Annotated in this window: 20 protein-coding genes and 1 pseudogene; 14 read left to right on the forward strand and 7 right to left on the reverse strand. The window is 71.4% G+C overall.

Going from position 1 to position 22,722, the window contains the following annotated elements:
- Positions 1 to 74: 74 nt before the first annotated feature.
- From mltG to FAF44_RS23205, 9 genes are all read left to right on the forward strand, one after another.
- On the forward strand, positions 75 to 1,229 hold the full coding sequence (gene mltG / locus FAF44_RS23165) for an endolytic transglycosylase MltG (protein WP_237105329.1): 1,155 nt from the start codon (positions 75 to 77) through the stop codon (positions 1,227 to 1,229).
- Positions 1,230 to 1,304: 75 nt separating this feature from the next.
- Positions 1,305 to 2,162, forward strand: coding sequence for a shikimate dehydrogenase (locus tag FAF44_RS23170; RefSeq protein ID WP_237105330.1), 858 nt, complete (start codon positions 1,305 to 1,307; stop codon positions 2,160 to 2,162).
- Between the two features lie 290 nt (positions 2,163 to 2,452).
- The gene (gene infC / locus FAF44_RS23175) at positions 2,453 to 3,049 is read left to right on the forward strand and encodes a translation initiation factor IF-3 (RefSeq protein WP_308193364.1); all 597 of its coding nucleotides are present in this window, start codon (positions 2,453 to 2,455) and stop codon (positions 3,047 to 3,049) included.
- A gap of 123 nt (positions 3,050 to 3,172) precedes the next feature.
- Entirely contained in the window at positions 3,173 to 3,367 is a 195-nt protein-coding gene (gene rpmI, locus FAF44_RS23180; RefSeq protein WP_090761693.1) for a 50S ribosomal protein L35, read from the forward strand.
- Positions 3,368 to 3,391: 24 nt separating this feature from the next.
- Positions 3,392 to 3,775: a 50S ribosomal protein L20 gene (gene rplT, locus FAF44_RS23185; protein ID WP_090945401.1), complete on the forward strand. Its 384-nt coding sequence runs from the start codon at positions 3,392 to 3,394 to the stop codon at positions 3,773 to 3,775.
- A gap of 75 nt (positions 3,776 to 3,850) precedes the next feature.
- A complete protein-coding gene (locus FAF44_RS23190; RefSeq protein WP_237105332.1) occupies positions 3,851 to 4,654 on the forward strand; it encodes an RNA methyltransferase in 804 nt (267 codons plus the stop codon).
- Between the two features lie 50 nt (positions 4,655 to 4,704).
- The gene (locus FAF44_RS23195) at positions 4,705 to 5,796 is read left to right on the forward strand and encodes an ATP-binding protein (RefSeq protein WP_237105333.1); all 1,092 of its coding nucleotides are present in this window, start codon (positions 4,705 to 4,707) and stop codon (positions 5,794 to 5,796) included.
- 131 nt (positions 5,797 to 5,927) lie between these two features.
- A complete protein-coding gene (pheS, locus tag FAF44_RS23200; RefSeq protein ID WP_237105385.1) occupies positions 5,928 to 6,968 on the forward strand; it encodes a phenylalanine--tRNA ligase subunit alpha in 1,041 nt (346 codons plus the stop codon).
- Positions 6,968 to 9,523, forward strand: a complete 2,556-nt coding sequence (locus tag FAF44_RS23205) for a phenylalanine--tRNA ligase subunit beta (protein ID WP_237105334.1) — start codon at positions 6,968 to 6,970, stop codon at positions 9,521 to 9,523. The genes pheS and FAF44_RS23205 overlap by 1 nt, the downstream gene beginning before the upstream one ends.
- 42 nt (positions 9,524 to 9,565) lie before the next feature.
- Here the strand turns inward: FAF44_RS23205 and FAF44_RS23210 are convergent, their stop codons facing one another.
- Positions 9,566 to 10,171 carry a Uma2 family endonuclease gene (locus FAF44_RS23210; protein WP_237105335.1) on the reverse strand — a complete coding sequence of 202 codons (606 nt, stop codon included), beginning with the start codon at positions 10,169 to 10,171 and terminating at the stop codon, positions 9,566 to 9,568.
- 64 nt (positions 10,172 to 10,235) lie between these two features.
- Here FAF44_RS23210 and FAF44_RS23215 point away from each other — a divergent pair, with 64 nt between their 5' ends.
- Together FAF44_RS23215 and FAF44_RS23220 are read left to right on the forward strand one after the other, a co-directional pair.
- On the forward strand, positions 10,236 to 10,469 hold the full coding sequence (locus FAF44_RS23215) for a hypothetical protein (RefSeq protein ID WP_237105336.1): 234 nt from the start codon (positions 10,236 to 10,238) through the stop codon (positions 10,467 to 10,469).
- Between the two features lie 60 nt (positions 10,470 to 10,529).
- Positions 10,530 to 11,273, forward strand: coding sequence for a metallophosphoesterase (locus tag FAF44_RS23220; RefSeq protein ID WP_237105337.1), 744 nt, complete (start codon positions 10,530 to 10,532; stop codon positions 11,271 to 11,273).
- Positions 11,274 to 11,383: 110 nt separating this feature from the next.
- Here FAF44_RS23220 and FAF44_RS23225 read toward each other — a convergent pair whose 3' ends face one another.
- The 4 genes from FAF44_RS23225 to FAF44_RS23240 form a co-directional block, all read right to left on the reverse strand.
- Positions 11,384 to 12,682 (reverse strand): MFS transporter, encoded by a 1,299-nt coding sequence (locus FAF44_RS23225; protein WP_237105338.1) that lies wholly within the window; start codon positions 12,680 to 12,682, stop codon positions 11,384 to 11,386.
- Between the two features lie 101 nt (positions 12,683 to 12,783).
- On the reverse strand, positions 12,784 to 13,134 hold the full coding sequence (locus tag FAF44_RS23230; protein WP_237105339.1) for a nuclear transport factor 2 family protein: 351 nt from the start codon (positions 13,132 to 13,134) through the stop codon (positions 12,784 to 12,786).
- Between the two features lie 51 nt (positions 13,135 to 13,185).
- On the reverse strand, positions 13,186 to 13,596 hold the full coding sequence (locus FAF44_RS23235; protein WP_237105340.1) for a hypothetical protein: 411 nt from the start codon (positions 13,594 to 13,596) through the stop codon (positions 13,186 to 13,188).
- A 314-nt stretch (positions 13,597 to 13,910) separates the two neighbouring features.
- Positions 13,911 to 15,572: a class I adenylate-forming enzyme family protein gene (locus FAF44_RS23240; protein ID WP_237105341.1), complete on the reverse strand. Its 1,662-nt coding sequence runs from the start codon at positions 15,570 to 15,572 to the stop codon at positions 13,911 to 13,913.
- Positions 15,573 to 15,878: 306 nt separating this feature from the next.
- On the opposite strand from FAF44_RS23240, the gene FAF44_RS23245 reads away from it, so the two are divergent.
- Positions 15,879 to 17,492: an endo-1,4-beta-xylanase gene (locus FAF44_RS23245; RefSeq protein WP_237105342.1), complete on the forward strand. Its 1,614-nt coding sequence runs from the start codon at positions 15,879 to 15,881 to the stop codon at positions 17,490 to 17,492.
- A 91-nt stretch (positions 17,493 to 17,583) separates the two neighbouring features.
- A complete protein-coding gene (locus FAF44_RS23250) occupies positions 17,584 to 17,880 on the forward strand; it encodes a hypothetical protein (protein ID WP_237105343.1) in 297 nt (98 codons plus the stop codon).
- A gap of 24 nt (positions 17,881 to 17,904) precedes the next feature.
- Here the strand turns inward: FAF44_RS23250 and FAF44_RS23255 are convergent, their stop codons facing one another.
- Positions 17,905 to 18,510, reverse strand: coding sequence for a VOC family protein (locus tag FAF44_RS23255; RefSeq protein WP_237105344.1), 606 nt, complete (start codon positions 18,508 to 18,510; stop codon positions 17,905 to 17,907).
- Between the two features lie 122 nt (positions 18,511 to 18,632).
- On the opposite strand from FAF44_RS23255, the pseudogene FAF44_RS23260 reads away from it, so the two are divergent.
- Positions 18,633 to 21,476, forward strand: a pseudogene (locus FAF44_RS23260) (alpha-mannosidase); the annotation flags it as partial.
- Between the two features lie 12 nt (positions 21,477 to 21,488).
- Here the strand turns inward: FAF44_RS23260 and FAF44_RS56405 are convergent.
- On the reverse strand, positions 21,489 to 22,661 hold the full coding sequence (locus FAF44_RS56405) for an ROK family transcriptional regulator (RefSeq protein WP_368857766.1): 1,173 nt from the start codon (positions 22,659 to 22,661) through the stop codon (positions 21,489 to 21,491).
- Positions 22,662 to 22,722 lie beyond the last annotated feature (61 nt).

Raw genomic sequence — 22,722 nt, forward strand, 5'->3', positions numbered from 1 at the left:
TCGGTGACACCAGCCGTTTGGGCAGATCCGCTTGACGCCCGTCCGGCGGTACCGGGAGATTGGCCACCGCATCTATGAACGATCTCGATCTGAACACCCTGCTCGGCGCCGAGGACGACGAAGGTTCTTCCCGGCGCCGCTCCCGGTCTTCCGGCAAACGGGGCGGGCGCAGGCGGCGGCGCCGCCGCAACCGCGGCGGGTTCCTGGCGCCGTTGCTCGCGTTCGTGGTCCTGGCGGGCATCCTCGGCGGCGGCGGCTACTACGGCTACCTCTGGATCAGCGACGCCCTCGTGCCCGACGACTACACCGGTCAGGGCACCGGTGAGGTCGTCATCGAGATCAAGCAGGGGCAGAGCGCCTCGGAGGTGGCGCAGGAACTGGAGCAGCAGGGGGTCGTCGCCAGCGCCAGGGCGTTCACCAACGCCATCTCCAACGCGAACATGAGCGCCTCGCTGCAGCCCGGCTCGTACAAGCTGCGCAAGCAGATGTCGGCCTCCAGCGCGGTGGCGATGCTCGTCCCGGGCAACCGGCTGCTGGCCACGGTGCGGCTCAAGGAGGGCCTGCGGCTCTCCCAGACCATCGCCGAACTCGCCGAGCAGACCGGCCGGCCGGCCAAGGAGTTCACCGCCGCGGTCAAGGACAGCGACGCCCTCGACCTGCCGTCGTACGCGAAGGGCAAGGTCGAAGGGTACGTCTTCCCCGCCACGTACGAGTTCCAGCCCAAGACCACGCCCAAGGAGATGCTGGCGGCGATGGTCGAGCGGTTCAAGCAGGCGGCCGACCAGGCGGATCTCGAAGGCGGCGCCAAGGAACTCGGCCACACGCCGCACGAGATCCTCGTCATCGCCAGCATCGTGCAGGCCGAGGCCGGCCGCACGGAGGACATGACGAAGATCGCCCGCGTCATCTACAACCGGCTCGACCGCAAGCCGCCGATGAAGCTGCAGATGGACAGCACCACGATGTACGCGCTCGGCAAGTTCGGCACCAGGGCCACGTTCGCCGAGATCGCGACCAAGCACCCGTACAACACGTACTACGTGGACGGTCTGCCGCCCGGGGCCATCACCAACCCCGGCGACCACGCCATCCAGGCGGCGCTGAACCCCGCCAAGGGCGACTGGCTCTACTTCGCCGCCACCGACCCCAAGAGCAACGTCACCAAGTTCGCCACCACGGAGGCCCAGTTCAACGAGCTGCTGGCCGAGCTGGAGCGCAACAGCGGCTGACCTGACCCGGTGACCTCGGGCACGGCCGCCTCCGGGCGGCCGTTAAGGTCGTGGTGTTCTCGGAAGGAGAGGTGGATGCGGGCTGCGGTGATGGGGTCGCCCATCGGCCATTCGCTCTCGCCCCACCTGCACAGGGCCGCCTACCAGGCGATGGGGCTCGGCGGGTGGAGTTACGAGGCGTTCGAGTGCGACGAGGCGCGGCTGCCGGGGCTGCTGGCCGGGCTGGGGCCGGTGCGCGGTCAGCCCGGGGCCGGCGCGGACGCCTGGGCCGGGCTGTCGCTCACGATGCCGCTCAAGCGGGCCGTGCTGCCCCTGCTCGACACGGTCTCCACACTGGCCGTCGAGGTCGGCGGGGCCAACACCGTGGTGTTCCGCGACGGGCTGCGCCACGGCGACAACACCGACGTGTACGGCATCGAGCAGGCGCTGAGCGAGGCCGGCGTGCCCGCGCCGCGCTCGGCCACCGTCCTCGGCGGCGGGGCCACGGCGGCCTCCGCGCTGGCGGCGCTGCGCAACCTCGGGCTGTTCTCGGCCACGCTCCTCGTCCGCGATCCCGCGCGGGCGGGGGAGACGGCCGCGGTGGCCGAACGGCTGGGGGTGGCGCTGGCGGTGGAGACCTTCGACAAGCTCGACGCGTTCACGGGCGTCGATCTCGTGGTCTCCACGCTGCCCGGCGGGGCGGCCGACGTCTTCGCGCAGCGGCTGGCGCGGGTGCCGGCCCTGTTCGACGTCGTCTACTCGCCGTGGCCGACCGGGGCCGCGGCGGCCGTGCTGGCCGCGGGCGGAACCGTGGTCGGCGGGTTCGAGATGCTGGTGCACCAGGCGGTGCTGCAGGTGCGGCTGATGACGGGCGTCGCCGAGGTGCCGGTGGCGGCGATGCGCGCCGCCGGGGAGGCGGAGCTCCTGAGGCGCTCGGCCGCCCGTACCGGCTGAGCCGCCATGATCGGGATGATTCGAGCGGCCTCCGGCGTTGTGGTAGTGTAGCTCTCTGATCGGTCCGGCATGCCTGCTGGACGCGCAAGCGGAGGTCTCCCTCCCACCCGGGTCACCGCCACGGTGGCCGGGTCCAGGATCACGCCGGACTACTCCGGGGAGCTCGAGGCCACGAAAGCCGAAGAGCTCAGTGGCCCCGCATGCGCGACGTGCGGGGCTTTTCGCGTTCGGGGGAACGCGTAAAGCTCCGATACGACGAGCACGTAGGGATCGCAAACCTAGGAGGCCCCATCAGCACTGAGCCCCGCATCAACGAGCGTATCCGAGTTCCCGAGGTCCGCCTCGTGGGCCCGAACGGCGAGCAGGTTGGCATCGTCTCGATTCACGACGCCCTGAAGCTCGCCCAGGAGGCCGACCTCGACCTCGTCGAGGTCGCGGCCACGGCTCGACCGCCCGTGTGCAAGCTCATGGACTACGGCAAGTTCAAGTACGAGTCCGCGATGAAGGCGCGCGAAGCGCGCAAGAATCAGGCGCACACGATCATCAAGGAGATCAAGCTCCGGCCCAAGATCGACCCGCACGACTACGAGACCAAGAAGGGTCACGTGGTGCGGTTCCTGAAGGCCGGAGACAAGGTCAAAGTCACGATCATGTTCCGCGGGCGCGAGCAGTCCCGGCCGGAACTCGGTTTCCGGCTGCTGCAGCGGCTGGCGGACGACGTCCAGGAGCTCGGCTTCGTGGAGTCCCACGCCAAGCAGGACGGCCGTAACATGATCATGGTGATCGGTCCGCACAAGAAGAAGGCCGAGGCCAAGGCCGAGAAGGCCGCAGCCAAGGCACAGCGTGGCAGCGAGGGCAGCGAGGAGCCTTCCCCCGAGGAAGTGTGACCCGCGGCCGGGGTTAGCCTTACAGCGCCCCAAGCAGCCACAGGCCGACGTAAGACGCCGCGACCGGGCCGGCCAGCCACCGGCCCGGCCACCGGCACGACCGAAACGAGGAGAGACGGCGACATGCCGAAGATGAAGACGCACAGCGGTGCGAAGAAGCGGTTCCGGGTCACCGGCACCGGCAAGATCAAGCGTCGCCGTGCCAACCGCGCGCACTACAACGAGTGGAAGTCGTCCACGCTGACGCGCCGTCTCAAGAACGAGGTCGTCCTTTCCGACGCCGACTCCAAGAAGATCAAGAAGCTGCTCGCCAAGTAGCGCGAACCCCCGGGGAGAACAAACATGGCACGCGTGAAGCGGGCGCTCAACGCCAAGAAGAAGCGTAAGGTCGTCCTCGAGAGGGCGAGCGGGTATCGCGGCCAGCGGTCGCGTCTGTACCGCAAGGCCAAGGAGCAGATGCTCCACTCGATGACGTACGCCTACCGGGACCGCAAGGACCGCAAGGGCACCTTCCGTCGTCTGTGGATCCAGCGCATCAACGCTGCTGCCCGCCAGAACGGCATGACCTACAACCGCCTGATCCAAGGTCTGCGTCTGGCAAACATCGAGGTCGACAGGAAGATCCTGGCCGACCTCGCGGTGAACGACAGTCAGACTTTCGCCACGCTCGTCGAAGCCGCCAAGAAGGCGCTCCCGGCGAACGTGAACGCTCCGGCCGCGAGCTGAGCCGGTCGAGCTGACCGAGGGGCCCACCGATGACGGTGGGCCCTTTGTTGCTGTCTGAACGAGTGGGAGAGAGTTGTGGCGGGGTCCGAGCTGACCAACGTCAGGTCGCCGCGGGTGAAGGCCGCCAGGCGGCTGACCAAGCGGGCCTTCCGCGATCAGGACAGGAAGTTCCTGGCCGAGGGGCCCCAGGCGGTGCGCGAGGCGCTCCGGCTCGACGGCGTGACGCTGGAGCTGTTCAGCACGGCCGAGGCCGAACTGCGCCACCCCGAGCTCATCGACGAGGCCGCGCTCAAGGGTGTGCCCGTGCACCGGGCCAGCGGCGAGGTCATGGCGGAGCTGTCGCAGACCGTCACCCCCCAGGGGCTGGTGGCCGTCTGCCGGCTCGTGCACGTGCCGCTGGAGGAGGCGCTGACCGGCCGGCCGCGGCTGGTCGCGATGCTCGCGCACGTCCGCGACCCGGGCAACGCCGGGACCGTGATGCGGGCCGCCGACGCCGCCGGGGCCGACTCGGTGATCTTCACCGACGCCTCCGTGGACCCGTACAACGGCAAGTGCGTACGGGCCAGCGTGGGAAGTCTGTTCCATCTGCCCGTCGCGATCGGTGCACCGGTGGGCGCCGCCGTGCGTCAACTCAAGGAGCGGGGCCTGCGGGTGCTGGCGGCCGACGGCTCGGGCAAGCACACGCTCGACGACGTCGATCTCTCGGGACCCACCGCGTGGATCTTCGGCAACGAGGCCTGGGGACTACCGGAGGAGATACTCGCCGAGGCGGACGATGTGGTCAGAGTGCCCATCTACGGACAGGCTGAAAGTCTCAACCTGGCCACTGCCGCGGCGGTATGCCTTTACTCCTCGGCCAGGGCGCAGCGAGTGCCCTAGGGGGCCGGAAACCCGCTATTGTCGGCGTTGTAGGCGGAGGAGGCGAGGTCGTGCACGGCGCAGACACCGACGGGCGAGTAGTGGCCGCCGCGTGCACCATCGCCATCGACGATCTTCCCGACGGCCTCGTGGTGACCGACCGATATGGGCGCGTGCAGGCCGTCAACCGGGCCGCCGCCCGGCTCACCGGCGTCGCGATGGAGCGCGCGGTCGGCCTCCACATGAACGACGTCTTCCCCTTCCGCGACCACGACGGCCGCGACTGGTGGAAGGCGCTCGACCCCGAGGGCGGGCTGCGCACCAGGAGCAGGGCTCCGGAGCGCCCGCTGCACCTGCCCGGCGGGCAGGAGCTCTACGTCGCGGCCCGGCTCGTGCGCGAGCCCGAGCGCGCCGGCGACGTCGAGCGCGTCGTGATCACCCTGCGCGACGGCGGCGCCCGCGCCCGGCTGGAGCGCAGCCGCGCCGACCTGGTCTCGACCGTGGCCCACGAGCTGCGCTCGCCGCTGACCAGCGTCAAGGGGTTCACCGCGACGCTGCTGGCCAAGTGGACCCGCTTCACCGACGAGCAGAAGCGCGTCATGCTGGAGACCGTCAACAACGACGCCGACCGGGTGACCCGGCTCATCACCGAACTGCTCGACGTCTCGCGCATCGAGTCCGGGCGGCTGGAGGTGCGCCGCCAGGTCGTCGATCTGCCCGCCAGGGCGCGCCGGCTGATCGCCGGGCGGGTGGCGGCCGGTGAGGCCGAAGACCGTTTCCGGCTGATCGCGGGCGACGACCTCCCCGAGATGTGGCTCGACCAGGACAAGATCGACCAGATTCTGGGTAATCTGGTGGAAAACGCGCTGCGTCATGGGCGCGGCACTGTGACAATCGAGATCGAGTCCGTGGAATGGGGAGCTGCCGTGTCGGTGCGCGACGAGGGCGAGGGCATCGAGCCCGAGCTGGCTCCGCGCGTCTTCCGCCAGTTCTGGCGGGGCGGCAACAGCCGTCGCCGCGGCGGCACCGGGCTGGGCCTGTTCATTGTCAAGGGCCTGGTCGAGGCACACGGCGGCACGATCGCGGTGCAGCGCGCGCCCGAGGGCGGGGCGGAGTTCCGATTTACCGTGCCCACCGGCACGCCCGACTTCGCCGGCGTCTAGTTGCCGAATGCGGGCCCGGTGGGCGGGCCCCACTAGACTCTTTTCCGCTCAAGCCCTGGATACGGAGCCCACTCTTGTCTGACTACGATCCCGTCGAGGTGACACCGTTGCATGCCGACGAGGTGTCCCGGATGGAAGCCGACGCCATCGCGGCGATCAAGACGGCCGGCGACCTCGACGCACTCAAGCAGGCCCGGCTGGCGCACGCGGGTGACCGCTCGCCCATCGCCCTGGCCAACCGTGAGATCGGGGCCCTGCCCCCGGCCGCCCGCGCCGAGGCGGGCAAGCGGGTCGGCACCGCCCGCAAGGCGATCAACGAGGCGATGGCCGCCCGGCAGGCCGAGCTCGAAGCCGAGCGCGACGCGCGGGTGCTCGTCGAGGAGGCCGTCGACGTCACGCTGCCGTGGGACCGGCGCCCGCGCGGCGCCCGCCACCCGCTGACCACGCTGCAGGAGCGCATCGCCGACGCCTTCGTCGCCATGGGCTACGAAGTGGCCGAGGGACCCGAGCTCGAAGGCGAGTGGTTCAACTTCGACGCGCTCAACATCGCCAAGGACCACCCGGCCCGCTCCGAGCACGACACGTTCTTCGTCGGCTCCACCGAGTCCGGCATGGTGCTGCGCACCCAGACCTCGCCGGTGCAGGTGCGCGCGCTGCTCCAGCGCGAGCTGCCGGTGTACGTGATCTCGCCGGGCAAGACCTTCCGCACCGACGAGCTCGACGCCACCCACACCCCCGTCTTCCACCAGACCGAGGGCCTGGCCATCGACGAGGGCCTGACGATGGCCCACCTCAAGGGCACGCTCGACCGGTTCGCGGAGGTCATGTTCGGCAAGGGCATCACGACCCGGTTCCGGCCCAACTACTTCCCGTTCACCGAGCCGTCCGCCGAGATGGACCTCAAGTGCTTCGTCTGCCGCGGCACCTCGGCGATCCCCGGCAACCCGCCCTGCCGCACCTGCAAGTCGGAGGGCTGGATCGAGTGGGGCGGCTGCGGCATGGTCAACCCGCGCGTGCTCATCGCGTGCGGCGTGGACCCCGCGCGCTACTCCGGGTTCGCGTTCGGCATGGGCATCGAGCGCACGCTGATGTTCCGTCACAACGCCGAGGACATGCGTGACATGGTCGAGGGCGACAACCGCTTCACCCTCCCGTTCGGAATGGAGATCTGATGAAGGTCCCGCTTTCCTGGCTGCGGGAGTACGTCGATCTCCCGGCGGCCACCGCTCACGAGGTGGCCGACAAGCTCACCGCGGCCGGGCTCAAGCTCGAGTCGATCGCCTCCTACGGGCACGACGTCAAGAACGTCGTCGTCGGCGAGGTGCTCGAGATCGAGGAGCTGACCGGGTTCAAGAAGCCGATCAGGCACTGCCGGGTCGAGGTGGGCGAGGCCGAGCCGCGGCTGATCGTCTGCGGCGCGACGAACTTCGCCGCCGGCGACCGGGTGCCCGTCGTCCTGCCCGGCGGCGTGCTGCCCGGCGGGTTCGAGGTCGGGTCGCGCAAGACGTACGGGCGCATGTCCGAGGGCATGATCTGCTCCGAGCGGGAGCTGGGCCTCGGCGACGACCACAACGGCATCATGGTGCTGCCCGCCGACACGCCGATCGGCACCGACGTGGTCGAGCTGCTCGGGCTGCGCGACGACGTGATCGAGCTGGAGATCACGCCCGACATCGGCTACGCCCTGTCGATCCGCGGGGTGGCGCGCGAGGTGGCCACGGCGTTCGGGGTGGACTTCCGCGACCCCGCCGCCGTCGAGCCGCCGCCCGTCGAGACCGAGACGGCGTGGCCGGCCTCGATCGCCGACCCGACGGCCTGCGACCGGTTCGTGCTGCGCGAGGTGAGCGGGTTCGACCCGGCCGCGCAGAGCCCGCTGTGGATGCGGGTACGCCTGAACCGGGCCGGCATGCGTCCGGTGTCCCTGGCCGTCGACATCACCAACTACCTGATGCTGGAGCTGGGGCAGCCGCTGCACGCGTTCGACCGGGGCAGGCTGCGCGGCGAGATCGTCGTGCGCCGGGCCGCGGCCGGCGAGCGGCTGGAGACGCTCGACCACGTGGTGCGCGAGCTCGACCCCGACGACATCCTCATCACCGACCAGTCCGGGCCGATCTCGATGGCCGGCACGATGGGCGGCCTGGAGACCGAGATCTCCGACGGCTCCACCGACATCGTCATCGAGGCCGCCCACTTCTCCGCCACCGGGATCTCCCGCGAGTCCCGCAGGCACGGGCTCGTGTCCGAGGCCAGCAAGCGGTTCGAGCGCGGCGTCGACCGCGAGCTGCCGCTGGTCGCCTCCTGGCGGGCCGTACGGCTGCTGGCCGAACTGGGCGGCGCCACCGTACGGCCCGGCGTCACGCACGCCGAGGTCGCCGTGGAGCCCGCGCGCATCGCCATCCCGTCCGGCTACCCCGGCCGGGTGGCGGGCGTCGACTACTCCAAGGACACCGTGGTCGCGCGGCTGGAGCAGGTCGGCTGCGTGGTGGCCGACGGCGACGACCCGGCCGTGCGCAAGGGCGGCGTGGCCCCGACCGGGGTCGTGACCGGCGGCGCGCTGGCGGCCAAGCTGGCCGTCACCGGCGACGACATGATCACCGTGACGCCGCCGTCCTGGCGGCCCGACCTCACCGACCCCAACGACCTGGCCGAGGAGGTCATCCGGCTGGAGGGCTACGAGAGCCTCCCGTCGGTGCTGCCCTCCGCCCCGGCCGGGGCCGGGCTCACTGAGGGGCAGCGGCTGCACAGGCGGGTCGGCCGGGCGCTGGCCGAGGGCGGCTACGTCGAGGTGCTCAGCTACCCGTTCATCAGCGGCGACGACTTCGACCGGCTGCTGCTGCCCGCCGACGACGCGCGCCGCCTGGCCGCGCGGCTGGCCAACCCGCTGTCCGAGGACGAGCCGCTGATGCGCACGACGCTGCTGCCGGGGCTGCTCAAGACCCTCGTGCGCAACGCCGGTCGCGGCTTCTCCGACGTGGCGCTGTTCGAATCCGGGTCCGTCTACCGGCCCCGTCCGAGCGCGCCCGAGACGGCGCCCGTGCTGGGCGTCGAGCGCCGGCCGACCGCCGAGGAGATCGCCTCCATCGAGGCGGCGCTGCCCGACCAGCCACTGCGGGTCGCCGCGGTGCTGGCCGGCGAGTTCGAGCGGTCCGGCTGGTGGGGCGACGGGCGTACCGCCTCGTGGGCGGACGCGGTCCAGGCCGCCCGGCTGGTCGCGGCCGAGGCGCGGGTCGAGCTGTCCATCAGCGCCGACCAGCACGAGCCCTGGCACCCCGGCCGGTGCGCCGCCCTCTACGTGGGCGACACGCTGGTGGGGCACGCCGGGGAGCTGCATCCGCGGGTCATCGAGGCGTACGGGCTGCCGGCGCGTACGGCGGCGATGGAGCTGGAGCTGACGCGGCTGGAGGCCGCCATGCCGGGCCCGGTGCAGACGCCCTCGGTGTCGGCCTACCCGGTGGCCACCCAGGACGTCGCGCTGATCGTGCCCGACTTCACGCCGGTGGCCGACGTGGAGGCCGCGCTGCGCGACGGGGCCGGCGACCTGCTGGAGTCGATCCGGCTGTTCGACGTGTACGCCGGGGAGCAGGTGGGCGAGGGGAACAAGTCGCTCGCCTACTCGATGCGGTTCCGCGCCTCCGACCGGACGCTGACGGTCGAGGAGACCACGGCGGCGCGCGACGCCGCGGTGGCGATGGCGGCCGATCGGGTGGGGGCGCAGCCTCGCACGTGAGGGCTTCGCGGGGGCCGGCGCGGCGGTTGCCGTGCCGGCCCCTCAGCGGGTGCGCCCGCGGTACAGCGTGGTGAGATCGATGTCGATGTCGAACGGGACCGTGAGCTTGAGCCGGTCGTGATGGACGCCGTTGCCGGCGTACGACTTCGTGGCGGGGTCGAGTTCGTAGACGAAGACGGCGGGGCGGTCGTGGATCTCCTCGATACGCCAGAAATGGGGCACGCCCGCCTCGGCGTAGCGGACGGGCTTGCGTTCCCTGTCACGCACCGCGGAGTCGGGCGAGACCACTTCGACGGCGAGCACGACGTCGGCGGCCTCGAAGCAGGTGACCTCCTGGCCGATGATCGCTTCGGGGCCCACGACGATGAGGTCGGGTTCCGGGCGTTGCCGCGGACCCAGCTTGACGCTCATCTCCTGGAGCACCTCGTGGCCTGGCGGCAGGAAATCCTCGAGCTTGAGGTGCAGCCGGAAGAGGGTGGATTGGTGGAAGTGGCTCCGAGGGGCGCGGAAGACCAGGGCGCCGTCGATCAGCTCTGTGTGCGGGGGCGTGTCAGGAAGGCGATCGAGGTCCGCCGCGACGAAGCCTCGCGGCGGCGGGAGAAGCCGATCGGGGAGCGAGGCGGGCGTCAGGTCGGTTTCGGCGGGCACGGCGCAACGCTATCCGTCCGGGGCGCTCATGCCTCGTGAACGCCGGAAAGGGGAAGGCCGGGCGATGACGCAGTTGCTGGTGTTCGGTGAGCGGGACGACGCCGAGGAGGTCGCCGAGACGCTGGGGGAGAGGTTTCCCGGGCTGGGCGTGCCGCGGGTGGTGCGGGAGACGCTCGCCGGCGAGGACGACGCCGAGGACGCGCAGTGGCTGGTCGTGGTCGAGGGGCTGGACGAAGCCGCCCTGGCCGAGGTGGACGAGCTGGTCGCGCGGCACGACGGCTGGCGGGAGGCGGGCTGAGGTGTTCGCCGCGTAGCGAACACGGGCTCCGGCGGGCCGTGCGGGGTGGAGAGTGGGGGCATGCGTGTCGCCGTGCTCTCCGACGTCCATGGTGTGCTGCCCGCGCTCGAGGCGGTGCTGGCCGAGCCCGACGTGGCCGGGGCCGACCTGATCGTGCTGACCGGCGATGTCGCCGCAGGGCCGATGCCCGTCCAGACGCTCGATCTGCTGGTCTCGCTGGGTGAGCGGGTCCGGTGGGTGGCCGGGAACGCCGACCGGGAGCTGGTCGAGGCGGCCGGGGGGAAGGACAGCCCTTATCCGTCGTCCCGGTGGGCGGCGGGGCGACTGCGTGCCGATCAGGTGGAGCTGCTGGCCGGGCTGCCCGCGCGGCAGGTGCTGGAGCTGGGGCGGCTGGGCACGACCCTGTTCGTGCACGCGACGCCGCGCGGTGACGAGGAGATGATCCTGGTCGACAGCTCCCTGGAGCGGTGGGGCGAGGTGCTGGCGGGGGAGAGCGCCGAGACCGTGGTGCTGGGGCACACGCACATGCCGTTCGTGCGGCTGGCCGATCGGGTGCTGGTGGTCAACCCGGGGTCGGTCGGGATGCCGTACGGGAGGTACGGCGCGCAGTGGGCGTTGCTCGACGGGGAGAGCGGCGCGGTGACCTTACGGTGCACGCCGCTCGACGCCCGGCGGGTGGGGGAGCGGCTCAAGGCCGAAAGCGAGTTCGAGGGGATCGCGGAGTGGGTGGAGGAGTACGTGAGCGGCGTCTACTCCGACGCCGAGGCGCTGCGGGCGTTCGCCAAGGCTGAGGGAAGGGGTTGAGCGGGAAGGGCCGAGCGGGGCCGCCCGCCCGCAGGGGTGGCGCCTGTGGGGTGTGCCTGTTGGGTGGTGGTGCGTGTCGGCCGGGTGCGGGAGGGTGGCTCGCCGGAGTGTCAGGTGGTGGCTTCGGCGGCGGCGGCCTCGCGGCGGGACTTCTCGGCGAGCGCGTGCTCGTCCGTCCCGGAGTCGTAGCGGCGGAACGTCGGGAGCGCGGCGGCCAGGGCCAGGACGGCGGCCACGCAGATGACGCCGCCGCCCGTGAGGGAGAAGCGGGTGCCGCCGACGCTCGCCATCAGGCTGGCCCTGGCGTTGCCCAGCATCGGGCCGCTGGCGTAGGAGAGCAGCTCGATGCCGGCCAGCCGGCCGCGATACTCGGGCGGGATCGTCTGGTTCCACATCGTCAGGCGGAAGATGCCGCTGATCATGTCGGCGGCGCCCGCCAGCGCGATGCAGACGAAGACCAGCCAGACGCTCGGGGCCAGGCCGGTCAGGGCCACCGCCACGCCCCAGAGCACGGCCGCGACGATCACGCCGAGGCCGTGCCGCCGCACCCGGGCCGTCCAGCGGCCGGTGAGGGAGGCGAGCAGCGCGCCGACCGCGGCGGCCGAGTAGAGCAGGCCGAGGGCCTGCGGCGCTCTCAGCTCGTCGGCCAGGAACGGGAACAGCGCCGTGGACATCGCGAACACCATGGCGGCGATGTCCACCAGGTAGGTGCCCATCAGGTCGCGGCGGCTCACCGCGTACCGCAGGCCCTCGACCAGCGACCGGAGCGAGGCGGGGGCGGCGTTCTCGGCGGGCGGGAGCGACCTGACCCGCCAGAGCAGCAGCAGCGACAGCGCGAAGGTCAGCGTGTCCAGGGCGTAGGCGGAGGCGGTGCTCCACGTGACCAGCACGCCGCCGAGCGCCGGGGCGACGATGGCGCCGAAGTTCCAGCGCAGGCTCGACAGCACGGCGGCGGCGCCCTGCTGCTCGTGCCTGACCACCTGCTGGATCACGGCTTCCAGGCTCGGACGCTGCAGGGACGCGATCGCGGTGGAGATCGCGCCCATCACGTACAGGACCCAGATCTGCGGGTCGGGCAGCAGCGCGTTGACCGTGAGCGCGGCCGAGGTCCCCAGCAGGCCGAACTCGCTCAGAACGATGATCTTGCGCCGGTCGAGCGCGTCGGCGATGGCCCCGCCCCACAGGCCGCACACCACCATCGGCACGAACTCCGCCAGGCTCACCAGGCCGACCGCCAGGTAGGAGTCCGTCAGCTCCTTCATCTGGTACGGCACCGCGACCATCGCGATCATCGTGCCGAACATCGTGATGACCCCGGAGCTGAAGAGCAACCGGTAGTCGCGGGAGTCACGCAACGGGCTCAGGTCCAGCGAAAGGTGCCGGACCAGGCGTTTCACTGCAGGTAGCACGAAGTGACATTGTCCGGTAGCCGCTGACCTCCGGGCAAATACATTACGGGGACACGGCGGCGGCCCCCCGGAACTCCGGGGGGCCGGTACGCGGCGAGGCTCTAGCCCGGGACCTTGTCCAGGAAGCCGAGCACCTTGCTGATCCGGCCGTCCTCGGCCAGCTCGACCACGTCGAACCCGGTCGCCACCGGTTCCCCGCCCTCCGGGCCCAGGTGCCAGGTGAAGCGGGCGGTGTGGTGGTGGGTGTCGAACAGGTCGCCGGGGGTGAAGACCAGGCCGGGGAACATGCCCTGCGCGCCCTCGATCGCGGCCGCGATCCCGGCGTGGCCGGCGACGTCGGCGAGCGGGTCGGTGTAGGTGGCGTCCGCGGTCCACAGCTCGGCGACGGCCTTGGCGCGGGCCTCGGGGTCGGTCTGGTTCCAGCAGGCGGTGTAGCGGTCGGCGAGGTTCATGGGTGGTGCCCTTCTTCCGGGTGTCTGTGGTGTTCGCGGCGGGCGCTGTGGTCAGCCGGTGCGGCGGGTCCGGCGCAGGCCGGTGATCTGGAGCTCGGCGAAGACGGCGACCACCAGGGCCTGGGCGATGGCCCAGATCGCGCCGACGGTGGTGAGGCCGGCCGCGCCGGTGACGACGGCGGCGATGCTGCCCAGGGTCCAGACGATGTTCATCGCGATCACGACCCTGGTGCCGGCGGGGCTGATGTCGCGGCGGGCGGCGAGGACGGCGACCGCGACGCCGTACGCGAGGAGGAAGGCGCCGATGCCGCGCAGCAGGCCGGTGTCCGGGCCGAGCAGGGTGCCGACCGGGCCGGCGAAGGCGAGGTAGACCAGCCCGTTGCCGCCCGTGACCACGGCGTCGGCGGCCAGCGTGAGGCGCAGGAACTTCGTCCGGTCAGGGGTGACGGTCAGGGCGGTCATGTCGGGCTCCTTCAGGATGGCCTCGGTCGTGCGGACACCTGAAAGATGCCAGGCCAGGAGTAGGGGCCGCGATTACGCGCCAGGTAACGAGGAGCGGCGACACCCGCGCTGAGCTGGGAGAACGTGGAATTGTGAACGTTGTCACAGGGCCTCGGGAGCAGGCGGCGGCAGGGCCCGGCCCGGCCGGTCAAGGCTCCGACGGGGTCCGGCCCCGGCCTCGTGTTCCGGCCCTGAGCGGTCATGGCTCCGAGCGGTTGCGGCCCTGAGCCGCGGTCCGGCCCTGGCCGGGGCGGGTCAGGGCCGGAACGCGTGGGTCAGGAGCCGAGGATCTCGCGGCGCAGGTGCGTCTTGAGGATCTTGCCGCCGGGGTTGCGGGGCAGCTCGCCCTCGCGGAACCAGACGTGCACCGGGATCTTGAACTTGGCGATCCGGTCCGTCAGGAACGAGCGCAGCTCCTCGGTGGTCACCGACGTGCCGGGGGCCAGGCGGATGACCGCGCCGACCTCCTCGCCCAGCTCGTCGTGCGGCACGCCGATGACGGCGGCGTCGTCCACCGCCGGGTGCTCGAACAGCGCCGCCTCCACCTCCGCGCAGTAGACGTTCTCGCCGCCCCTGATCACCATGTCCTTCGCGCGGTCCACGATGTAGACGAAGCCCTCGTCGTCGATCTTGGCGAGGTCGCCGGTGTGCAGCCAGCCGCCGACGAAGGTCTGGGCCGTGGCCTCCGGCTTGTTCCAGTAGCCGAGGATGACGTTCGGGCCGCGTACGCACAGCTCGCCGACCTCGCCGGGCGGCAGTTCGTCGCCCATCGGGTCCACCACGCGCACGTCCACCACGGCCGCGGGCAGGCCGATGCTGTCGGGCTTGGCCTGGTAGTCGGCGCCGCCGTTGCCGATGGCCAGGGCGGAGGTCTCGGTCATGCCGTAGCCGTTGGAGGGGGCGCGGTTGGGGAGGTTCGTGGTGATGCGTTCCAGCAGCTTGGGCGGGGCGGGGGCGCCGCCGTAGCCGAGGGTGGTCAGGGACGACAGGTCGTACTTGCCGAAGTCGGGGTGGGACATGAGCTGCCAGGCGTTCGTCGGGACGCCGATCATGGCGGTGACCCGCTCCCGCTCGATGAGGCGCAGGGCCTGCTCGGGGTCCCACTTGTACATCAGCACCAGGCCGCCGCCGGTGAACATCGTCGTGGTCAGGCCCGAGAAGCAGCCGGTGACGTGGAAGAGCGGGACGGTCAGGAGCGTGATCCGGCGGGCCCCGGTCGCCGCCGCGACGTCCTTGCCGGCCATGGTGACCGAGCGCATGAGGCCGAAGGCGACCGTCATGGGGGACTGGCCCAGGTTGCGGTGGCTGCCGAGCGCGCCCTTGGGGCTGCCGGTCGTGCCCGAGGTGTAGAAGATCGTGGCCGGGTCGTCGGGGGCCAGCTCCACGTCGGGGAGCCGCACGTCGGCCGGGATCTCGCCCATGACCTCGGCGAACGCGCGTGCCTCCGGCGGCACCTCGCCCCTGGTGACGATCATCGGCACGCCCGTGCCCGCCAGCCTGACCGCGCGCTCACCGTCCGCGATCAGCACCTTCGCACCGGAGTCGCGCACGCCGTAGGCCAGCTCCGCCTCCGTCCACCAGGCGTTCAGCGGTACGGCGATCGCGCCCGCGGCCAGCGTGGCCGAGAACGCGACCACCCATTCGGGGTAGTTGCGCATGGCCACGGCCACCCGGTCGCCCTTGGTCACGCCGTACTCCTCGACCAGGCGGTTGGCGAGGGTGGCGGCACGGCGGAAGTGCTCCTCGAACGTGATGTGCTCGTCCTCGTAGGCGAGGAAGACCTTCTCACCGTGGAACCTGCTCATCTCCAGCAGGGCACGGAAGTGGGCCGGAGCGTGCTTCCACGTGCGTACGCCGGTGTCGCCGATCTCCTCGATCTCGAAAAGCTGGCCGGGGCCGGTGAGCTGGGCCTGGGCCTGGGCGTGCGAAAGAGACATGCGCAGAACTCCCGCAGTGGACGATTATTCCGGATAAATCACAGTACCGACCGGCCGGTACGTCGCGCTAGACGGTCAAACAGGCACCATGTGGGAATGAAAGTTTCATTGATCTACCGATAGTTTCTGGCCTCCAACTGCTGCTTTAGCGCTGCTGTGAGCATGCCATTGACCACTCACCAGCATGTCAATACCGTCGGCGAGACGGTCCTCATCAGACCGAAACTTTCGGGATCGAGTGCCTGCCTCCGGAGGTAGATGTCCGTGCGTTCGTCCTCGTTGCTGCGACTCCTCACGTTAGTGGGGATGTTCGTCGCCTTCCTCCTGCCCGCCACCTCGGCGCAGGCGTCCGCGCCGCTGCGTGAGCACGCCGCCGCCAGGGGCAAGTTCATCGGCGCGGCGCTCGCCACCGGCCCGCTGTCCAATGAGACCTCCTATCGCAACATCGCGACCACCGAGTTCAGCCAGGTGACCGCCGAGAACGCGATGAAGTGGGACGCCACCGAGCCCAGCCAGGGCCAGTTCAACTTCTCCGGCGCCGACGCCATCGTCAACTTCGCCACCCAGAACAACCAGCAGGTCCACGGTCACACGCTCGTGTGGCACAGCCAGACGCCGGGCTGGGTGCAGGGCCTGGGCGCCACCGCGATGCGTACCGCGATGCAGAACCACATCAGCCAGGTCGTCGGCCGTTACGCGAGCAACGCGACCGTCGTGTCGTGGGACGTCGTGAACGAGGTGTTCGACGACAACGGCAACATGCGCACCTCGTTCTGGTACAACACGCTGGGCCAGAGCTACATCGCCGACGCCTTCCGCGCCGCCCGCGCCGCCGACTCCAACGCCCGGCTGTGCATCAACGACTACAACGTCGAGGGCATCAACGCCAAGAGCACCGCGATGTACAACCTGGTCTCGTCGCTGCGCCAGCAGGGCGTGCCGGTGGACTGCGTGGGCTTCCAGGGCCACCTCGCCATCCAGTACGGCTTCCCCGGCGACATCCAGCAGAACATGCAACGCTTCGCCGACCTCGGCGTCCAGGTCCGGGTCACCGAGCTGGACATCCGCATGCAGATGCCCAGGGACACCGCCAAGGACACCACCCAGGCCACCTACTACCGCAACGTGATCAACGCCTGCAACGCCGTCACCGCGTGCGCCGGGGTGACGATCTGGGGCTTCACCGACAAGTACTCCTGGGTGCCCGACACCTTCTCCGGCCAGGGCGCCGCGCTCATCTACGACGAGAACTACCAGCAGAAGCCGTCCTACACCGCCGTGCACGACGCGCTGGCGGGCGGCAGCAGCTCCGACACCACACCGCCCACCACGCCGGGCACGCCGACGTCGAGCAGCGTGACCTCCAACTCCGCGACGCTCACGTGGACCGCCTCGACCGACAGCGGCGGCAGCGGCCTGGCCGGGTACAACGTCTACCGCGAGCAGGGCGCGACGGACCCGCAACTCGGGCAGAGCAGCACCAACTCGATCAACCTGACCGGGCTGACCCCGAACACCCAGTACCAGGTGTACGTCCGCGCCCGTGACGGGGCGGGGAACCTGTCGGCCAACTCGGCACTGGCCACGTTCACCACGCAGAGCGGGCCGGTGGGCGGCGGGTGCGCCGCCGTGGGGACCGTGCAGAACCAGTGGAACAACGGCTACGTCGTCCAGCCCGTCACCGTCACCAACAGCGGCTCCTCCGCGATCACCGGCTGGACCGTCACCTTCACCCTGCCCGCCGGGCACACGCTGGCCGGGTCGTGGAACGCCACCCTGACCACCAGCGGCCAGACCGTCACGGCCAGGAACGCCGGCTACAACGGCAACCTGGCCGCGGGGGCCAGCACCAGCTTCGGCTTCCAGGTCACCCGCCCGAGCGGGGACACGCAGACGCCTTCCGGCTACACCTGCGCCTGAACGGGGATCCCCTGGGGCCTGCCCGCCTGCCCGCCCGGCATCGGCACCCGCCCCAGGGGATTCTCTCCTTCACGTCGTCGGCGAAGACGGTGTGCGCGTCCTGCCGCCGCTGCTCGTCGAGCAGGAGCGCGAAGCGGGTGAACAGGTCGGCGATCAGGGTGTCGGCGGACATGGCTGTCCCATTCGTTGGTGCGTCCAATGTTGGCGGCTGGCCGCGCTGGACGAGTTCGGGGTGGCCAGCCAGGCCGAACTCGGCCGCCGGTTCCGCCGCATGGAGCGAGCACTCGACAAGGTGCAGGACGACCTGCTCGGGCCGCTGTCGGCCGAGGACAGGCAGACGCTGACCCGCCTGCTCACCCGGCTGCTCACGCACCACCAGCAGGGCTGAGCGGTCGGGCCCGCCCAGGGCGGGTCAGGGGTTCAGGGTGATGCCCTCGCGGCGGAGGTCCTCGACGATGCCGTCCACCAGGCGGGTGGAGACGGTGTGGCGCAGCCGGCCCTCCTCGCGCAACTCGCGGACGGCGGGCACCGGGTCGGGGTCGGCGAACAGGCGTTCGTCGGCGTGCTCCGCCGGGCGGCCGGTCGGGTCGATCGTCCACCAGGACGCCTCCAGCGCGATGCCGTTGGGGTCGCTGAAGTAGATCGAGCGCAGGAAGCCGTGGTCGATGACGTCGGTGACCTCGCAGTCGTGCGCCTTGAGCCGGTCGCGCAGCCGGTTGAGCGCGTCCTCGTCCGGCAGGTGCAGCGAGAGGTGGTCGAACTGGGCCGCCTTCGCGTACGGCACGCCGGCCGGCTTGGCGAAGCTGTCGAGGGGCTGGTCGGCGTATTCGAAGAAGGCGACCGTGTGACCGGGGCCCACCTCGAAGAAGTAGTGCTTGAACGCGGGCACGGCGAGGGTGGCGACGAGGCGGGCGTCGAGCACACCGTGCCAGAAGCGCACGGTGGCGTCCATGTCCGCGGTCACGAGGGCGAGATGGTGCACGCCGCGCCAGTGCACCGTTTCCTGGGTCGCAGCCATGCGTCAACAGTACGCCTTTCAACTATCTCTGGTAAGGCACGGATCGATGGCCGTTGCCTCCGCGCCGACACGGTGCCTAACGTGCTGTTGGTGATCCCCTGACCGATGAGGAGCCCTTGCTGATGCATGACGACCGCGAGCTGGTCGAGGCCCGGCTGAAGCGCGTTCTGGACGAGCGGATCCGCCCGGCGATCTACCCCGAGTCCGTCCCGCTGGAGGTGGCGGTCTGGCACGCGCCGGACGAGCCGGTGCCGGTGGCGGAGGGCCTGGCGGCCACGCCCGAGCCGATCTCGGTGGGACAGGCGTGGGGCAGGCCGTGGGGCACGAGCTGGTTCACCGTCACCGGCACCGTCCCCGAGGAGTGGGCGGGCCGGATCGTCGAGGCGATCCTCGACCTCGGCTTCGACGCGGACAAGCCGGGCTTCCAGTGCGAGGGGCTGGTCTACCGGCCCGACGGCACGCCGGTGAAGGGTCTCAACCCGCGCAACCAGTGGGTACGTCTCGGCTCCCCCGCCGAGGGCGGCGAGGAGGTGCGGCTGCACGTCGAGGCCGCCTCCAACCCGATCATCCTGATGCACGGCGCGTTCCTGCCGACGCCGATGGGGGACAAGGAGACGGCCGGAGCCGACCCGTTGTACCGGCTGACCCGCATGGACCTGGCCGTCTTCGACAGGACGGTGTGGGACCTGGTGATGGACCTGGAGGTGCTCGGCGAGCTGATGGCGGAGCTGCCGGTGGACGGCGCCCGCCGCTGGGAGCTGCTGCGCGCGCTGGAACGCGCCCTCGACGCGGTCGACCTCCAGGACGTGAACGGCACGGCGCAGGCGGCGCGGGCGGAGCTGGCCGGGGTGCTGGCCACGCCGGCGACGCCGTCGGCGCACCGGATCAGCGCCGTCGGGCACGCGCACATCGACTCGGCCTGGCTCTGGCCGCTGCGCGAGACCGTGCGCAAGGTGGCCCGGACGGCCTCGAACATGACCGCGCTGCTGGAGGACGAGCCGGACTTCGTCTTCGCGATGTCGCAGGCCCAGCAGTGGGCGTGGATCAAGGAGCACCGCCCCGAGGTGTGGGCGAAGGTGACCAAGGCGGTGGCGGCGGGCAGGTTCGTCCCGGCGGGCGGCATGTGGGTGGAGTCCGACACGAACATGCCCGGCTCCGAGGCGATGGCCCGGCAGTTCGTGCACGGCAAGCGGTTCTTCATCGACGAGTTCGGCGTGGACAACGAGGAGGTGTGGCTGCCGGACACGTTCGGGTTCGCGGCCGGGCTGCCGCAGATCATCAAGGCGGCCGGGTCGAAGCGGCTGCTCACGCAGAAGATCTCGTGGAGCCAGACGAACACGTTCCCGCACCACACGTTCCTGTGGGAGGGCATCGACGGGACGCGGATCTTCACGCACTTCCCGCCGGTGGACACCTACAACTGCTCGATGAGCGGCGGCGAGCTGGCGCACGCGGCGCGCAACTTCAGGGACAAGGGCGTGGCCCGGCACTCCCTCGCGCCGACGGGCTGGGGCGACGGCGGCGGCGGCACGACGCGGGAGATGGTCGCCAAGGCGGCCCGCGCACGGGATCTGGAGGGCTCGCCCGCCGTCACCTGGGAGACGCCCGCCGAGTTCTTCGCCAAGGCCGAGGCCGAGTATCCGAGCCCGCCCGTGTGGGTCGGCGAGCTCTACCTTGAGCTGCACCGGGCCACCCTGACCAGCCAGGCCAAGACCAAGCAGGGCAACCGGCGCAGCGAGAGCCTGCTGCGGGAGGCCGAGCTGTGGGCCGCCACGGCGGCGGTGCGCCGCGGCGCGCCCTACCCGTACGAGCGGCTCGACCGGATCTGGAAGACGGTGCTGCTGCACCAGTTCCACGACATCCTGCCGGGGTCGTCGATCGCGTGGGTGCACCGGGAGGCGCGCAGGACGTACGAGCTGGTGGCGGCCGAGCTGACCGAGATCATCGACGGCGCCCAGCGGGCGCTGGCGGGGGAGGGGCCGGGGGAGCTGACCTTCAACGGCGCCCCGCACGCGCGCGGCGGCGTGCCCGCGGGCGGCGCGGCCCGCGCCCGGCGGGCGGACGCGGCGGCCCCGCGCCCGCGGGACGGCGGCGGCCACGTGCTGCAGGACGCGCGGCTCCGGGTGGAGATCGACGCCCGCGGCCTGGTCGTGTCGGCCCGCGACCTGGTCACGGGACGGGAGGCGGTCGCGCCGGGCCGGGCGGCCAACCTGCTCCAGCTCCACCCCGACTTCCCCAACAAGTGGGACGCCTGGGACGTGGACGCGTTCTACCGCCACACGGTCACCGACCTCACCGAGGCCGACGACGTCCGGGCCGCGGGCGGCGCGGTCGTGGTCACCCGCTCGTTCGGCGGCTCGCGGGTGACCCAGCGGCTCACGGTCACGGACGGCCGGCTGGAGATCGACACCGAGGTGGACTGGCACGAGACGGAGAAGTTCCTCAAGCTCGCCTTCCCGCTGGACGTGCGCGCCGACCGGTACGCCTCCGAGAGCCAGTTCGGGCACGCCTTCCGCCCCACCCACACCAACACGAGCTGGGAGGCGGCCAAGTTCGAGGCGTGCAACCACCGGTTCGTGCACGTGGAGGAGCCGGGCTGGGGCGTGGCCCTGGTCAACGACTCGACCTACGGCCACGACGTCACCCGCGACGTGGACGGGCACGGCACGACGACGACCCTGCGCGCCTCGCTGCTGCGCGCCCCGCGCTTCCCCGACCCGGAGACCGACCAGGGCGTGCACCGCTTCCGGCACGCGCTGGTGCCGGGGGCGGCGATCGGCGACGCGGTGCGCGAGGGCTACTTCGTCAACCTGCCCGAGCGCCGCGTGCCCGGCGGCGAGGAGACGGTCGAGCCGCTGGTCACGGTGGACGACGACGCCGTCGTGGTGACGGCGGTGAAGCTGGCCGACGACGGGAGCGGCGACGTGATCGTGCGCTTCCACGAGTCGCGGGGCGGTCCGTCGCGGGCACGCCGGGCCTCAGCCGCTGACCAGCGTGCCCAGGCGGGGCGCGTACGTGGCGTGGAAGACCAGCGAGGCCGCGCCGATGGCCGCGGCGTCGGCCGCGATCGGCGAGGTCTCCACCCTGACCGCGTGCAGCCGCCGGGCCAGCGGCCGGTCGGCCACCGCCCGCGCGATCACCTCCCGGTAGATCCCCCCGACCTCGCGCAGCGCGGGGCCGCCGAGCACGAGCAGGTCGATGTCCAGCATGTTCACCACGCTCACGGCGGCGTCGGCCAGCCGCCGCGCCACCCGCTCGATCACCCGGCGCGCCTCGGGCTCCCCGGCGGCGGCCGCCGCGCAGATGGCGGCGTGGTCCGCGCGGTTGCCGAGCGCCGCCTCGATGGCGCTCGGGCAGCACACGGCCTCCACGCACCCGCGGTTGCCGCAGTAACACTCGGGCCCGTCGGGCTCGACCGCGATGTGCCCGAACTCGGCGGCGTTCAGCGAGCTGCCCCGGTAGACCTGGTTGTCCAGGAAGAGGCCGCCCCCGATCCCGGTGCCGAGGTAGAGGTAGGCGAAGTCGCGGGCCGAGCGCGCGATGCCCGCCCAGCGCTCGCCGATGGCCGCCGCCGTGGCGTCGTTGTCCACGGTCACGGGGAAGCGGGTGTACTCCTGCAGCAGGCCCTTGACCGGCACCCGCTGCCAGCCCGCCAGCCGCGGCGGCGAGACGATCACGCCGTCGGCGTTCAGCGGCCCCGGGCAGGCCAGCCCCACGCCGAGCACCTTGCCGTCGGGCACCCCGGCCTCGCGCAGGATCCGGCGGGCCGCCCTGGCCATCCGGCGGATCACCGCGTCGGGGCTCATGCCGGGCCGCAGCGGCAGGTGCAGCCGGGTGAGGGGCCGCCCCGCGAGGTCGGCCAGCACGCACGACAGCTCCTGCGGGTCGAAGTGCACGCCGACCGCGTAGCCGGCGCGGGCGTCGACGCGCAGGATCGTCCGCGGCTTGCCGCCGCTCGACGGGGCGGAGCCGTCCTCGACGACCAGGCCCTCGTCGAGCAGCCGGCGCACGATCACCGACACGGTCTGGGCGGTGAGCCCGGTCACGGAGGCGATCTGCACCCGGCTGATCCCGTCGGACGCCTGGATGGCCTCCAGCACCACGGCCCGGTTGTAGCTGCCGACCTTGGGCAGGTTCGTGCCCTGCTGCATGTGAGCAATGTCACCACAGAGTGTTGACTTAGTAAATCAAAAAGATTTACGTTCTCGGCAA

Origin of the sequence: Nonomuraea sp. MG754425, assembly GCF_021699195.1 — a bacterium.
GTDB lineage: Bacteria > Actinomycetota > Actinomycetes > Streptosporangiales > Streptosporangiaceae > Nonomuraea.